The organism is Pseudarthrobacter sp. efr-133-R2A-89 (assembly GCF_030209315.1).
Taxonomy (GTDB): Bacteria; Actinomycetota; Actinomycetes; order Actinomycetales; family Micrococcaceae; genus Arthrobacter.
This window is the reverse complement of sequence record NZ_JARVSE010000006.1, coordinates 178494-193055: the sequence shown is the minus strand read 5'-3', so window position 1 is coordinate 193055 and position 14562 is coordinate 178494. Positions and strand designations below refer to the sequence as shown.

Below are 14562 nucleotides of genomic sequence, written 5' to 3'. Positions count from 1 at the left end.
TAAGAAGGATCCAATGAGTATTTCGAATTCCGAGACCCGGACCGCTGACGCTCCGGCCAAGGAGCATTCCACCGCCCTCCGCGCCGGCAGCATCGGCGTGCTCGGCATCCTGTTCTTCGTCCTGTCCGCCCAGGCGCCCCTGACGGGGATCGTGGGGGCAGCGCCGCTGGCGGCGGCCCTGGGCAACGGCGCCGGCGCCCCCGGCGCGTACCTGATCGTGGGCATAGTCATCGTGATTTTCGCCGTCGGGTTCGTCGCCATGAGCCGGAAGATCCAGGCCAACGGCGCTTTCTACGCCTACGTGACGGCAGCTTTTGGCAGGCGGACCGGAGCCGGGGCGGCGTGGCTGGCCCTGCTGGCCTACAGCACCGTGCAGGCCGCCATGTACGGGCTGTACGGTGCGGCCTTCTCCGGGCTCCTGGCCTCTGCCGGGCTGGAGGTGCCGTGGTGGCTGCTGGCCCTGGCCACCATGGCGGGCGTCCAGGTGCTTGGCTCCCTGAACATTGAACTCGGGGCGCGCGTCCTGGCCGTGCTGGTGGGCCTGGAGGTGGCCATCCTGCTGATGTTCGGTTTCACCGTGCTGTTCCACGGCGGCGGCCCGGAAGGCATCAGCGTTGCGGCGTCCTTTTCCCCCGAAGCCATTGGTGCAGGTGCCCCCGGCGTTGCCATCATGTTCGCGGTGGCGTCCATGTTCGGCTTCGAGTCCACCGCCATCTACTCCGCCGAGGCCAAGGACCCGCACCGCACCGTCGCCCGGGCCACCTACCTCTCGGTGGGGGTGATTTCGGTATTCTTCGCCTTCATCTCCTGGATGCTGGTGAGCTACTACGGGCCCTCCCGCGTGATGGACGCCGCCGGGGCCGCCCTCGAGTCCGGGGATGCCACGTCCTTCGTGCTGGGTCCGCTGGTGGAACTGTTCGGTCCCTGGGCGGGCGTCGTGGCCGGCATCCTGCTGGTCACCTCGCTGCTCGCCGGCATCATCGCCTTCCACAACGGCATCAACCGCTACCTGCACTCCCTGGCCCTGCGCGGTTCCATGCCCGCCGTCCTTGCCCGGACCAACCGGCACCGGGCCCCTGCGGTGGCCGCCTGGGTCCAGTCCGCCACCGCCGTCGTGCTGGTGGTGCCGTTCGCCATCCTGGCGATGGATCCTGTGCTGACCCTGTTCTCGTGGTTCAGCGGCCTTGCTGTGGCAGCGCTCCTGGTGCTGTACATGCTCTGCTCAGCTGCCGTCGTCGCGTTCTTCCGCCGGGAACATGGCGGCGCGGGGCTGTGGCAGACCCGGATAGCCCCGGTCCTGGCGGCGGTCCTGCTTGCATGGGTCCTCTACCTGGTGGTCAGCAATTTCACCGCCCTCATTGGGGGCAATGCCGAGACGGCTACGGCCCTGCTCGCAGCGGTCCCGGTGGTCTTCCTGGCCGGGGTGCTGGTGGAATGGGTCATCGAGCGGCGCCACCACTCAGCTTCCCTGGGCCACGTGCTTACCTAGCGACGGCGGGATCTCCGGTACCGGCCCGGCGTGGAACCTTTGGTCCGCGCCGGGCCAGTGCGCGTGCCGTGACGAACAGGATGGCCCCGACCAGCGCGCCACCCCATGCCGCGGCCGGAGAAGCGGGCCAGAACCCTGCCAGGCCAAGGAGTGCCGGAATTGTGGCCGACGCCGGAGCAGCCAGCACCAGGGCCCACCCTGTGAACCGTTCAAGCGGCACCGCGCCCAGGGCCAGGCAGGCGAACAGAAGGGCCCACAGCACGGACCAGCACACCCACAGCACCGCGAGCAGGGGGTCTGTGCCCAGCCAGGCGGTGGCCAGCAGCGCGCCGCAGAACGCCACCAGCCCGCAAAACCAGCCCAGGCCGCGTGACCCGAGCCCCAGCAGCACATCCAGTCCCGAGTACAGATAGGTGGATCCGAACAGGAACATGCCGGCGGCCGTGAGGAGCGGCGCCGGAGCGTCACCGGCAGCACTGACATAGACGACGGCGAGCACCAGTTGGGTGCCGCCCACCAGCAGGTTGAGGGCCGCGGCGTCGCGGCGGGGAACGTGCCCGAGGGTCGCCAGTCCGTTGGCCAGCAGTGCGGCACCGGAGAGCAGGAGGCAAATAAAAGGCATCAGCGGCCCTCTTCCCGCAAAACTATCGCAAGGTGAAACTTCTTTGTCACCTGACGGACGTTAGCGGATGCGGGGTGATGGTGCCCAACGAGCCCTGGTCGTAATCGGTGGGGACGGCCGGGTGCGGCCTAGGCGCCTTTGCGCCACTCGCTGGGTGAGACGCCGAAGGCATCGCGGAACGTACGGCTGAAGTGGGCAGCGTCCAGGAAACCCCAGCGGGCCGCAATCGCGCCGACGGGCTGCCCGGCGTGCAGCGGGTCGCGGAGTTCGCGGCGGGCGCCCTCAAGCCGTTGGGTCCGGATCCAGCTGGCCACCGTGGTCCCGGACTCGTGAAAGACGTTGTGGAGGTGCCTGGTGGAGATGAAGTGGGCAGCCGCGATGCTCGCCGGGGACAACAGCGGGTCCGAGAGGTGCGCCTCGATGTATTCGCGGACCGAGACGGCCAGCATCGCCTGCGGCTTCATCCGGTCCGGCTTAATATCCATTTCGGCGTGCAGCATGGTGGACACCAGGTCCAGGGCATTTGTTGCCAGCCGGGACCCGCTGGGGCCGTTCAGGACCTCCAGGTTTTCCGACAACTGGCGGATGAACTGACCCACGAGTCCGCTCAGGCCGCCGCTGCCCATCCGCACTGCCGCCAGCTGTCCCACATAGTCGGCGGGCAGGGACACGGCGTCGCAGGGGAACATCAGCACCATGATCCGGGTCGTGTCCTCGAAGGCGAGGGTGTACGGCCGGTTGGTGTCGTAGATGGCCAGGTCCCCGGGCTGGAGCACGGCTTCGCGGTTGTCCTGGATCAGCAGCCCGGTGCCCTCCAGTTGCAGGTTGAGCTTGAAATAGCGTTCGTGGGCCTGTGCGATCAGGGCGGGGGTGCGGTGCACTTCGTGGGAAGTGGCAGTTACTTCAACAATGGACATCCGGTCCAGCACCCGGGAGCGCATCCGGCCCTGGAAACCGTCCACGTCCGCCGTTTGGGCGGTGAGGGGCACGAAGGATTCCGCCACCAGGTGCCGCCAGTGGTCGAAGGATGCCGCAACGCTCGCGGTAACGTGCTGGCGTTCGGGCCGGGTTACTTTTCCGGCTGTAGCTGTTGCTGGCATGGATGTTCCTTGCGACAGATGGCCACCAAGATATTCCCCCGTACTGTGTCTTGCGACACACTACGTTCAGGTTAACGCGGGCCGGATCTTTTTTCAACGGTTGGCGAAAAAAGAAGAGTGCGGCTGCCTGTCAGACGTTTCCAAGCTTCCCGTGGCATGATCCGCGCATGAACGCCGTCGCCGCTTCCCAGGACCGCCACCGCAACTTCAATTCCCGCGCGCACCATTCCCGGCTGCGGTTGGTGGTGATGCTCGCGGTTGGTGTGGTGGTGGCGCTTGCCGTGGGAGCGCTGGGGCACTGGACCTATGCGCCTGCCCTTGGCTGGGCGGCCGCCTCCGCCACGTACCTGATCTGGGTCTGGAGCGTTATCCGGCACCTGGGGCCCGGGGCAACCGCCGCCCACGCCAGCCGGGAGGATCCGGGTCGGGTCTTTTCGGACACCATGGTCCTCAGCGCCACCGTGGCCAGCTTTGCCGGGGTGGCGCTGATCCTGCTGGATGCCTCCAATTCGCAGGGCATGAGCAAGGATGCCACCGTGGCCATGGCCTTGGGCAGCATTGCCCTGTCCTGGTTCCTGGTCCACACGCTGTTCACGCTCCGCTACGCGGCCATCTACTACCGCGACGGGACCGGCGTCGATTTCAATGAGGAAACCCAGCCCCGCTATGCGGACTTCGCGTACCTGGCGTTCACTGTTGGCATGACCTTCCAGGTGTCGGATACGGACCTGAAGACCAACGCCATCCGCTCCACGGTCCTGCGGCAGGCCCTGTTGTCCTACCTGCTGGGTGCCATCGTCCTGGCAACCACCATCAACCTGGTGTCGGGCCTCATCCACTAAGCCCCGGCGCTAGCGCGGACTGGCTCTTTTAACCCCAATGGGTGCAGCTCCTGCTGGAGCTGCACCCATGTTGTGAGGCGTCAATTAGTGCTTGAAGGCATCCTTGACCTTCTCGCCGGCCTGCTTTACGTCGGCTTTGGCCTGGTCGCCCTGGCCTTCAGCCTTCAGGCCTTCGTCGCCCGTAGCGTTGCCGGCAGCTTCCTTGCCCTTGCCGCCGAGCTTCTCTGCAGCGTTGCCGATCTTGTCATCCAAACCCATGGGAATGCTCCTAACAATTCGTGCTTGCTCCGGTCTGCACCAGAACCTGACCAGACAATAGTAAGCATACTTTCGAGTTTGAGACTCATTTGGCGCCTGGAATTTTGCCCAGCAGGCCGAGGAAGCCTTCCAGCTGGGCGGCGTGGCCGAATTCCAGCTGACCTTCCGGCGCAAGGGCGGCCTCGATCTGGGCTCCCAGCAGCATGTTCAACAGCTGGCCGGCGAGGACGGAGTCGGCGACGCCGGCAGTTAAGTCGCCGCTGTTCCTCGCCTCTTCGAGGTAGCGGCGGATGGTGGCCAGCCATTCGGCCATGGATTCGCGGTGGATGTCAGCCTTCCGTGGATCGCTGACAGCCTTCTGCCAGAACGGGATGACCACGCGGGCTTCATTGATGCGCTCCTCATCGAGGGGGAGGACCTCCAGGCAAAAGGCCCGCAGCGCCTCCAGTCCGGCCTTGCCTGCCGTCACCCGGGCGATGCGTTGGTTGGTCCGGTTGAACACATGGCTGAAGGCGAACTCCAGCAGCGTGTCCTTCGTGGGGAAGTAGGGCTTCAGGGCGCCGTTGGCGAAGCCGGCCTCCATGGCAATCTCGCGCATGGTGGCACTTTCAAGCCCCTGCCGGGCGATGATCCGCCAGGTGGCATCCACGAGCTCCAGGCGGCGCTCGTCATGGTCAACAATCTTCGGCACGGCGGCGACTCCCCGGAAATTTCCTTGCCCAACCTCTTGTGAGCCATGTTACGGACGTTTATTCTCTACAACTATAGAAAATAAACCCAATGGCCGGCGACGGCCCGGACGAAGGTTTCCTCCATGACGCTTGCACCCACCCACACTGCACCAGACTCCGCGTCTGCTTACCGGCTGACTTCCGGCGACGAAATCTCCCAGGTTAAAGCAATCCTGCAGTCGGAAGGCCACCTGGGCCCGCAGCACAGGATCGCCTACCTGGGCCAGCTGGATCCTTCGCGCGGCACCGATCCAGCGCCGGCGGACCGGCGCTTCCGCGTCTTCATCCACGATGTCTCAGGCGCTGCGCCGCGCGACGTGGTGGTCTCCACCACCCGGCAGGAGGTGCTCTCCGCCGTCGAACTGGACACTGCGGTGACCGGTGAGCTTCCGGTCCTCGAGGAGGAATTCGAGGTGGTGGAGGCGCTCCTGGCCACGGACGAGCGGTGGCTCACGGCGCTCGCGGACCGCGGGCTGGACGTGCAAAAGGTCCGCGTGGCCCCGCTGTCCGCCGGGGTCTTCGAGTACGCAGAAGAGAAAGGCCGCCGGATCCTGCGGGGGCTGGCGTTCGTGCAGGAGTTCCCGGAAGACAGTGCCTGGGCCCACCCGGTGGACGGCCTGGTGGCCTATGTGGACGTGGTCAGCAAGGAGGTCACTCAGGTGGTCGACCTCGGCGTGATGCCCGTCCCGGCCGAGCATGGCAACTACACCGACCCGGAATTGACCGGCCCGCTGCGGACCACCCAAAAGCCCATCAGCATCACCCAGCCCGAGGGCCCCAGCTTCACTGTCACCGGCGGCAACCACGTGGAGTGGGAGAAGTGGAGCGTGGACGTTGGCTTCGACGTCCGCGAAGGGGTGATCCTGCACAACCTCGCCTTCCGGGACGGGGACCGCAACCGGCCCATCATCAACCGGGCGTCCATTGCCGAGATGGTGGTTCCTTACGGCGACCCGTCGCCGGTCCGGTCATGGCAGAACTACTTCGACACAGGCGAATACCTGGTGGGCCAGTACGCCAACTCCCTGGAACTCGGCTGCGACTGCCTGGGCGAGATCACCTACCTCAGCCCCGTCATCTCCGACGCCTTCGGCAACCCGCGCGAAATTCGCAACGGCATCTGCATGCACGAGGAAGACTGGAGCATCCTGGCCAAGCACTCCGATCTGTGGAGCGGCGTCACCTACACCCGCCGCAACCGCCGCCTGGTGATCTCCTTCTTCACCACCATCGGCAACTACGACTACGGCTTCTACTGGTACCTCTACCTGGACGGAACCATCGAGTTCGAGGCCAAGGCCACCGGCGTCGTTTTCACGTCCGCGTTCCCGGAGGGCGGCTCGGACAACATCTCCCAGCTGGCACCGGGCTTGGGTGCCCCGTTCCACCAGCACCTCTTCAGCGCCCGGCTGGACATGGCGATCGACGGCTTCACGAATCGGGTGGAGGAGGAAGACGTGGTCCGGCAGGCCATGGGGCCGGGCAACGAGCGCGGCAACGCCTTCTCCCGCAAGCGCACCGTGCTGGCGCGGGAATCCGAGGCCGTCCGCGAGGCCGACGCCCGCGCCGGCCGCACCTGGATCATCTCCAATCCCGAATCCCGCAACCGGCTGGGCGAGCCCGTGGGCTACAAGCTCCATCCGCAGAACCAGCCCACGCTCCTGGCCGATCCGGACTCCTCGATCGCCCGCCGCGCAGCCTTCGCCACCAAGGATCTCTGGGTCACCCGCTACGAGGACGGGGAACGCTACCCGACGGGCGACTTCGTCAACCAGCACGCCGGCGGCGCGGGCCTGCCGGCCTACGTGGCGCAGGACCGCGACATCGACGGCCAGGACATCGTGGTCTGGCATACCTTCGGCCTCACCCACTTTCCCCGGGTGGAGGACTGGCCCATCATGCCCGTGGACACTGTGGGCTTCAAGCTCCGGCCGGAAGGTTTCTTTGACCGCAGTCCCGTCCTGGACGTCCCCGCCAATCCCAACCGGCAAGCCGCGTCCTGCCACGGCGAGGGCGGCAGCGGTGGCTGCCACTAGCGCCGCCCCTGCCCCGGCGCCGGCAGCAGCAGGGCCAGGGCGCGCAACAGGCAGGGCAGCAGCAGGAAAGACGACGACGGCGGCCCGGGCCCGTGCCGGCGGTCCGATGGTCCATCCCAGGCTCGCGGCCGTGGTCACCGCCGTTTCCTGCGCCATGCACGTTTGGCTGGCCGCCACAGGCACCCATGGTGCCTGGCTTAGCGCCCTCATGCTGGCCCTTGCCGCGGTCTGCGTGCCCTGTGCCGTCCATATCTGGCGGCACCGCGGTGTCGCCGCACTCCACCGGGTCACCGCTGCCGCCGTGGCCATGGCCGCCGTTCACGCGGGCCTCCTGCTGGGAGCCGGCGGTTCCGGCCACGCGCACGGCGCAGTGCCGTCGTCGTGCGCTGGTGCTGAGCCAGGCGGCAGCGCCCAGATGCTGCTGGTCATCGGCCTGGAACTGGCCACCGCCCTGGTGGCCGCCACGCTGGTGGCAAGGCTGCGCCGGCGGTAGGCGGCGCTAAAAAGCCAGGCCGCGTGCCGCGAAAGGTGGCGGCGCGCGGCCTGGCGTTGGGTCGCTTGTCAGGCGGGCTTGGCGTACTCGGCCGCGCTCATGACTTCATAGCCAACGAACGTCTCGTCGTTTTCCACCCAGGCGTCGTGGCCGGCCGGAATGGAGTAGGCGTCCCCGGCATGGATGGTGGTGCGGGTGCCGTCCTCCAGCTGGACGGTCAGGGTCCCGGCGGTGCAGAAGCCAAGGTGGTTGTTTTGGCAACTGTCCGTGTGGACCACGGTTTTGACCGTTTCGGACCAGCGCCAGCCGGGCTCGAAGGTGAGCCGGCCCAGGGTGGCGCCGCCAATGTTGACCACGTCCACCTGGGTCTTGGGCGGGCGGCGCTTTTCGTCGGCGTCGTTGAAGGACTTGGTTTCAAGGTCCTTGACCGTTATTGCAGGCATTTCTGGCTCCTCGAATGGGAGTGGTTATGAAATTCGCCCACGGGCGCTGAGCCGCTCAGGGAATGACAGTCCGGCGGGGCGGGAAGTGCCCGTCCGGAACCCGCCGGACCTTGCATCGCAACGATTTCAATCTGCTCTCCGGCGCAGGCGATGTCAATGCCGGGCGGCCCCTTCGAACCACTCCCGGGCCGGGTTGGTCACAGCGGGGGCCGAGCGGTCCAGCCCTGGCTGCGCCGCCCACCTCACGCCGTTGGCGAGCACCCGCTGGACCTGCGGATGGTGGTACACGGGGTACTCCTGGTCGCCGGGGCTGAAGTAGAAGATCCTGCCCTTGCCCCGGGTGAACGTGACGCCGGAACGGAACACTTCACCGCCGGCGAAGGAACTGATGAAGATCAGGTCGTCGGGGTCCGGGATGTCGAACAGTTCGCCGTACATTTCCTGCTCGGGGATGACGATGGGGCTCTCCACGCCTTCCGCGATGGGATGCGACGGCTTCACCGTCCACACCAGCTCGCGCTGGCCGTCGTTCCGCCAGGCCAGGGAGCAGCTGGTGCCCAGCAGCCTGGTGAAGATTTTCGCGAAATGCCCCGAATGGAGCACGATCAGTCCCATCCCACCGAGCACGTGCCGGTGGACGCGTTCGACGACGGCGTCGCTCACCTCGTGGTGGGCGATGTGGCCCCACCAGAGCAGGACGTCCGTTTCCGCGAGCACCTCCTCGTCCAGGCCGTGTTCGTCGTTGCTGGCGAGCACCGCCGTCGTTATGTCCGCGTCCGGGTAGTAGGGCCGGAGCCCCGCGGCGATGGCGCCGTGGATACCATCGGGGTAGATATCGCCGATATGGGCGGGCTCGTTGTTGGCCTCGTGGACGCCCTCATTCCAGACCCGGATCCTCAGTTTTCCGTTCATTAGAGCCTGACCTCCCTCTGCTCGAGTGCCGACTGGTAGCATGCGTCGATGATCTGTGCCCGGTAGAGTGCCAGGGAGCCGTCATGCCCAGCCCAGGCCGCTTCGCCGTCGCGGACTGCGGCCACGAAGTCTTCCACCACGGCATCGTGGGCACGGCCGGGCAGCACCGGCGGCACGTAGTCGGCGGACTCGCCGTCCTTGTCCGTGAAGACCCGGAGCTGGCCCACCGGCGGGAACGGAGCCCCGTGCACCTTCAGTTCGGCGCCGCCGTCCGTGCCGTAGACCGTGAAGTCGAGGAGATCGTCCGTTTCCCGGTAGGTTGCCCATCCCGCCTCGATCAGCAGCGTTCCGCCGCCCTCAAGCCGGAGGAACGCAGAGGCGAAGTCCTCCACTTCGAAGGCGTGGCTCGTGGCCTGGGCCGAATACCTGCTGCCGCCGCCGCGTCCCTGCGGGCCGAGCTCCGAGTGGGTGGCGGCGGAGACGGCCACCACCTTCGGTTCCCCGAGCAGGTGCAGGGCGTAATCCAGTGCGTGGACGCCGATGTCCGCCAGCGGTCCGCCGCCTGCGAGTTCGGGGTTGGTGAACCAGCTGCCCAGGGTGGGGATGCCGGAGCGGCGGAGCCAGGAGGCCTTGGCATAGTAGGGGCGGCCCAGGCCGCCGGCGTCGATGACGTCCTTGAGGGCCTTGATGTCGCCGCGGCGGCGGTGGTTGAAGGCCACATCCAGGACCCGTCCGGCTTTGCGGGCAGCATCCACCATGGCCTGGCCCTCCACGGCGTTGCGGGCGATCGGTTTTTCGCTCAGCACATGGATTCCCCGCTCCAGGGCCGCGATGGCAATGGGAGCGTGCAGGAAAGTTGGAACGGCCACGCTGACGGCGTCCAGGCCGCCGTGGTCCAGCATGTCCTGCCAGTCGGCGAAACCGTTGGGAATGGCGTATTCGGCCTGGAGGTCCGCCCGGAGTTCCTGCTCCATTCCTGCCAGCGACACAATGCGGACGCCCTCCAGCTCGCTGTAGGCCTTGAGGTGCTGCTGGCCGGCCCAGCCGATGCCGACGACGCCGACGCGGAGCTCCCTGGCCGGGGCCTCTGCTGGTTCCGGGGGCTGCGGGCCGGGGGGTTGCTGGTTGTTCAAGGGTGCTTCCTTTTCGGTGCCGGGCTGGTGCTGGACTGGGTTTGTGGAATCGATTCCAAAATGATCAGCAATGAATGCTGAGGAGTGTTTGGAATCGATTCCAAAATCTTGTCAGGTTCGGCGCGGGGACGTCAACCCCCGGTCAGTTCTTCGTGGATTCCCTGATGACCAGCTCGTGCGGGAGGAACATCCGGCCGCGGCGGTGCACCCCCGGCTCCGTCATCCGTTCCAGGAGCGCCCCAAACGCCACGCGGCCCATCTCATAGGCGGGCTGCCGGATGGTGGTCAGTTCCGGAACGCACATCTCCGCCTGGATGGAATCGTCGAAGCCGGCAACGGCCAGGTCCTCGGGAACCCGGAACCCGGCGTCGGTGATTTCGCGGACGCAACCGGCCGCCACCGTGTCGCTGCCACAGAATACGGCATCGGGAAGGTGGTCCGCGGCGAGGAGTTCGCGGGTCAGCTGACGGCCGGCGTGGAAGTCGAAGTCCCCGGCGGCAAAGAGGCTCTGTGCCGCCTCCAAGCCTGCCTCGGACAGGGCTTCGCGGAACCCCTGTTCGCGCAGCCGCCCGGACCGGGCCGCCCGGTTGCCGATCATGGCAAGCCGCCGGGCGCCGGTTCCGATGAGGTGCCGGGTGATGTCGCGGGCGGCCTGCCGGTCGTCGATCGAGACGCCGAAGGCTGCTTCCGACTCCGCTATTTCACACAACTGCACCACGCTCAGCGAGGTTGCAAGGGCTTCCACATCGTCGTCGGGCATGGTGGGTGAAAACAGGACCAGCCCGTCCACGGACCCGTTCCGGAGCATGTCCACCAATTGCTTTTCGCGATCCGGGCTTCCGGCGGTTGGGGCAATGAGGCTCACGTAGCCGGACTGTGCCGCGGCGTCGCCCACCCCGCGGAAGGCTTCGCTGATGACCGGGGACTCAAGGTTCTTGGCGAGGGCCAGGATGCGCATGGTCCGGTCGCGGCGCAGGTCCCGGGCGGAAGCGAGGGGCCGGTAGTTGAGCTCACGGATCGCTCCCGCCACCTTCTCCCGGCTGGAAGCGCTCACGGCGGGACTTCCGTTGAGGACGCGGGAGACCGTGCCTACGGAGACTCCCGCCGTTTTGGCGACGTCCTGCACGGTCGCTCGAGCCATACCGATGTGTCCTTCCGGGGCCGGGCCCTGCCGTGATGGAGTGTTTTTTCAGCTTAGCCGCCACCCGGCCGCCGGAAGCGTTCGCGCGGCGTCACGCGGAGCACGCTTTCGTCCCGCCGCGGCGCCGTGTCCCGCACAAACCCGGCATTCCGCCGTCGGACGCATCCGTAAAGCGTGCCAGGCGTGACGCCGCCCCGCGTCCCCGGCCCCGAAACATGCAATTAACACGCCGGCCGGACGCGCGAAACGTCCCATTGGCTAACCTGATGCAACAAGGTTTACTCTTAGCTAACACCGACCCGGACAGGAATGTTTCGATGACCAGTGTCGCAACCCCTGCTGTAACCCCCGCGCCCGCACCCGCGCCCGCAGCCCGTGCGGATGCCGCCGGGATCTCCCTCAAGGACATCGCCCGCGCCCACGATGTCCGTTTCCTGCTGGCCACGTTCGTGGACATGACCGGCAAGCCCTGCGCCAAGCTGGTCCCCGTGGAAGCTGCCGACCAACTCGAGGGCGGGGCCATGGGGTTCGCCGGCTACGCCGCGGGCCTCATCGGCCAGAAACCCCAGGACGCCGACCTCATCGCGGTCCCGGACCTCGCCTCCTTCACCCCGGTGCCCTTCATCAAGGAAGGCCTGGCCATCGTCCACTGCGATCCCCACGTTGACGGCAAACCGTGGCCCTACGCGCCGCGCGTCATCCTCAAGAACGCCCTTGCCCGCCTGGCGGACCACGGGATGCAGGCCAAGGTGGGCGCCGAGGTGGAGTACTTCCTGGTGAACAAGAACGACGACGGGACGCTGAGCACCGCCGACACCCGCGACGATTCGCCCCGCCCCTGCTACGACGCCCGCGGCGTGACCCGCATGTACGAGCACCTGGCCTCCATCAGCAAGGCGATGAACAGCCTGGGCTGGGGCAACTACGCCAACGACCACGAGGACGCCGCCGGCCAGTTCGAGCAGAACTTCAACTATGCGGACGCCCTCACCACCGCAGACCGCGTCATCTCGCTCCGCTACATCCTGAACATCCTGGCCGAACAGCGCGGCATGACCGCCACCTTCATGCCCAAACCGTTCACGGACCGCACCGGCACCGGGCTGCACTTCCACCTCTCGCTGTGGTCCGGTGCGGAGGCGCTGTTCCCGGCCGCGGGGGGAGCGGACGACGACGGCCACGGCCTTGGGCTGTCAGGCCTCGCCTATTCGTTCATCGGCGGGATCCTGGACCACGCCCCCGCCCTGCAGGCCTTCCTCGCCCCCACCGTGAATTCCTACAAGCGCACCGGCGCCACGACGAGTTCCTCGGGCGCCACCTGGTCGCCCCGGAAGGCGTCCTTCGGCGGGAACGACCGCACGCACATGATCCGCGTCCCGGACAACAACCGGATCGAGTTGCGCTCCGGCGACGGCTCGGCAAACCCCTACCTGGCCATCGCAGCAGCCATTGCGGCCGGCCTGGACGGGGTGGAGAGCTCCGCCGACCCCGGCATGCCGTCCGGCCCCGGCGAGTCCAAACTGGACGCCCACGTCCTGCCGGCCACCCTGCTGCACGCGGTCGAAGCACTCCGCCGGGACCCGGTGGTCCTGGCCAGCCTCAGCGGCGATCCGGAGATCGGCCTGTACTACGCCAACGCCAAGGAAGAGGAGTTCCTGAGCTGGCACAACCAGGTCAGCGACTGGGAAATCCGCACCTACCTCACCTCCATCTGATCCCTACTTAGCAAAGGATTTTCCATGTGCGGAATCGCCGCGCTGCAGCTGCGCAATCCCTCGCTGCACCCCCAAATGGGCGCCCTGCTGTCCTCGATGCTGTGCCAGATCGTGGACCGCGGTCCGGACTCCGCCGGCCTCGCCGTCTACAACACCCCCGGCCTGGTGTCGCCGGGCAGGTCCACCTTGAGCCTGCTGGGCCGGGACCAGGGCATGGCGACGGCGGCCATCACCGGCGGCATCGCGGCGCTCCTGCCGTCGGATGCGGCGCCAGCGGTGCAGGTGGTGGGCGACACCACGTTGGTGAGCGCCGCCGTCGGGACCGACCTGCTGGTGAAGGCCGTCAGCGAAACCGTGCCCGGTGCCACCATCATTGGCCGGGGTGAGCATGTGGCCGTGATGAAGAGCGTGGGCCACCCGATGGAGATCGCCGCCGGGCACGGACTGGACGCCATGGCCGGCAGCCAGGGCCTGTCCCACACCCGGATGGCCACCGAATCCGCCGTCACTGCCGGCGGCTCGCACCCCTTCTCCGTGGCCGACGACCTCTGCCTGGTGCACAACGGCTCGTTCTCCAACCACGCCACGGTCCGGCGGAACCTGAAGCGTGAGGGCGTGGTGTTCGACTCCGAGAATGACACCGAGGTGGGTGCCCGCTACGTGGCTTCCCGGCTGAAGCAGGGCGATACCCTCGAAGAAGCGCTGGTGAACCTGGGCAAGGTCCTGGACGGCTTCTACACGCTGGTGGTCACCACCGCGGACAGTATGGCCGTGGTCCGCGACCCCATCGCCTGCAAGCCGGCCATTATCGCCGAAACGGACGACTACGTGGCCATGGCCTCCGAATACCGCGCCCTGGCCGGACTGCCTGGCATCGGCGACGCCCGCATTTTTGAACCGGAACCCGGAAAGGTCTACACATGGTCACTCTGACAGCCCCCGAAGCCTTGGCACCCGCCGCAACGCCCGCGGTGCTCGACCTCGCAGAGGTCCCGGTCCGCGAACTGAACCAGGCCCTGCACAACGCCGTGGACGGGCAGTCCTGGACCGTCACCAATCCCGGCGGCAAGCACAGCCTCGCCGTCGGCATCGACGCGGACATCGCCGTGACCATCGACGGCCATGCCGGGTATTACGCCGCGGGGATGCACCAAAAGGGGAGCGTGGCCATCAACGGCAATGCCGGCGTGGGACTTGCGGAGAACATCATGTCCGGCCGCGTCCACGTGAAGGGCGATGCGTCCCAGTCGGCGGGCGCCACCGGCCACGGCGGCCTGGTGGTCATCGACGGCAACGCCGGTGCGCGCTGCGGGATCTCCATGAAGGGCGTGGACATCGTGGTGGGCGGCAACATCGGCCACATGTCGGCGTTCATGGCGCAGGCCGGCCGGCTGGTGGTCTGCGGCGACGCCGGTGATGCCCTGGGCGACTCCATCTACGAGGCCCGGATCTACGTCAAAGGCTCCGTCGCCTCCCTGGGCGCCGACTGCGTCGAAAAACCGCTCCGCGAAGAGCACCTGGCCGAACTTGCGGAACTGCTCGCCGCCGCCGGCCGCACCGACAACCCCGCCGATTTCAAGCGCTACGGCTCCGCCAGGAACCTCTACCACTTCCACGTCGACAACTCGACCGCCTACTAGGAGGCTC

Annotated in this window: 15 protein-coding genes; 7 read left to right on the top strand and 8 right to left on the bottom strand. The window is 67.2% G+C overall.

Annotation, left to right across the window (positions count from 1 at the left end):
* The first annotated feature begins 13 nt into the window (after window positions 1-13).
* A complete protein-coding gene (locus QRM95_RS12555) occupies window positions 14-1489 on the top strand; it encodes an APC family permease (protein WP_285247918.1) in 1476 nt (491 codons plus the stop codon).
* On the opposite strand, the gene QRM95_RS12550 is transcribed toward QRM95_RS12555, so the two are convergent.
* Together QRM95_RS12550 and QRM95_RS12545 are read right to left on the bottom strand one after the other, a co-directional pair.
* Window positions 1482-2111 (bottom strand): AmiS/UreI family transporter, encoded by a 630-nt coding sequence (locus QRM95_RS12550; RefSeq protein WP_285247917.1) that lies wholly within the window; start codon window positions 2109-2111, stop codon window positions 1482-1484. The two genes, QRM95_RS12555 and QRM95_RS12550, sit on opposite strands and share 8 nt — an antisense overlap.
* A gap of 128 nt (window positions 2112-2239) precedes the next feature.
* A complete protein-coding gene (locus tag QRM95_RS12545; protein ID WP_285247916.1) occupies window positions 2240-3211 on the bottom strand; it encodes an AraC-like ligand-binding domain-containing protein in 972 nt (323 codons plus the stop codon).
* A 167-nt stretch (window positions 3212-3378) separates the two neighbouring features.
* On the opposite strand from QRM95_RS12545, the gene QRM95_RS12540 reads away from it, so the two are divergent.
* Window positions 3379-4053, top strand: coding sequence for a DUF1345 domain-containing protein (locus QRM95_RS12540; RefSeq protein WP_285247915.1), 675 nt, complete (start codon window positions 3379-3381; stop codon window positions 4051-4053).
* 84 nt (window positions 4054-4137) lie between these two features.
* On the opposite strand, the gene QRM95_RS12535 is transcribed toward QRM95_RS12540, so the two are convergent.
* Window positions 4138-4311 carry a CsbD family protein gene (locus QRM95_RS12535; protein ID WP_285247914.1) on the bottom strand — a complete coding sequence of 58 codons (174 nt, stop codon included), beginning with the start codon at window positions 4309-4311 and terminating at the stop codon, window positions 4138-4140.
* An 85-nt stretch (window positions 4312-4396) separates the two neighbouring features.
* Entirely contained in the window at window positions 4397-5002 is a 606-nt protein-coding gene (locus QRM95_RS12530) for a TetR/AcrR family transcriptional regulator (RefSeq protein WP_285247913.1), read from the bottom strand.
* Window positions 5003-5125: 123 nt separating this feature from the next.
* Between QRM95_RS12530 and QRM95_RS12525 the strand changes: the two genes are divergently transcribed.
* Window positions 5126-7078, top strand: a complete 1953-nt coding sequence (locus tag QRM95_RS12525; RefSeq protein ID WP_285247912.1) for a primary-amine oxidase — start codon at window positions 5126-5128, stop codon at window positions 7076-7078.
* Entirely contained in the window at window positions 7065-7571 is a 507-nt protein-coding gene (locus QRM95_RS12520; protein ID WP_502934960.1) for a hypothetical protein, read from the top strand. Before QRM95_RS12525 ends, QRM95_RS12520 begins: the two co-directional genes overlap by 14 nt.
* A 68-nt stretch (window positions 7572-7639) precedes the next feature.
* On the opposite strand, the gene QRM95_RS12515 is transcribed toward QRM95_RS12520, so the two are convergent.
* The 4 genes from QRM95_RS12515 to QRM95_RS12500 all read right to left on the bottom strand — a co-directional run bounded on the left by QRM95_RS12515 (window position 7640) and on the right by QRM95_RS12500 (window position 11200).
* Entirely contained in the window at window positions 7640-8014 is a 375-nt protein-coding gene (locus tag QRM95_RS12515) for a cupin domain-containing protein (RefSeq protein WP_285247911.1), read from the bottom strand.
* Between the two features lie 153 nt (window positions 8015-8167).
* Complete coding sequence (locus tag QRM95_RS12510; protein ID WP_285247910.1) at window positions 8168-8926, bottom strand: ThuA domain-containing protein; 759 nt, start codon at window positions 8924-8926, stop codon at window positions 8168-8170.
* The gene (locus QRM95_RS12505) at window positions 8926-10059 is read right to left on the bottom strand and encodes a Gfo/Idh/MocA family protein (RefSeq protein ID WP_285247909.1); all 1134 of its coding nucleotides are present in this window, start codon (window positions 10057-10059) and stop codon (window positions 8926-8928) included. Before QRM95_RS12505 ends, QRM95_RS12510 begins: the two co-directional genes overlap by 1 nt.
* Window positions 10060-10201: 142 nt before the next feature.
* On the bottom strand, window positions 10202-11200 hold the full coding sequence (locus tag QRM95_RS12500; protein WP_285247908.1) for a LacI family DNA-binding transcriptional regulator: 999 nt from the start codon (window positions 11198-11200) through the stop codon (window positions 10202-10204).
* A gap of 317 nt (window positions 11201-11517) precedes the next feature.
* On the opposite strand from QRM95_RS12500, the gene glnT reads away from it, so the two are divergent.
* The 3 genes from glnT to QRM95_RS12485 are packed head-to-tail and all read left to right on the top strand — an operon-like array spanning window position 11518 to window position 14555.
* The gene (glnT, locus tag QRM95_RS12495) at window positions 11518-12915 is read left to right on the top strand and encodes a type III glutamate--ammonia ligase (RefSeq protein WP_285247907.1); all 1398 of its coding nucleotides are present in this window, start codon (window positions 11518-11520) and stop codon (window positions 12913-12915) included.
* 24 nt (window positions 12916-12939) lie between these two features.
* Complete coding sequence (locus QRM95_RS12490; protein ID WP_285247906.1) at window positions 12940-13848, top strand: class II glutamine amidotransferase domain-containing protein; 909 nt, start codon at window positions 12940-12942, stop codon at window positions 13846-13848.
* Window positions 13836-14555 (top strand): GltB/FmdC/FwdC-like GXGXG domain-containing protein, encoded by a 720-nt coding sequence (locus QRM95_RS12485; RefSeq protein WP_285247905.1) that lies wholly within the window; start codon window positions 13836-13838, stop codon window positions 14553-14555. The genes QRM95_RS12490 and QRM95_RS12485 overlap by 13 nt, the downstream gene beginning before the upstream one ends.
* The last annotated feature ends 7 nt before the right edge of the window (window positions 14556-14562 follow it).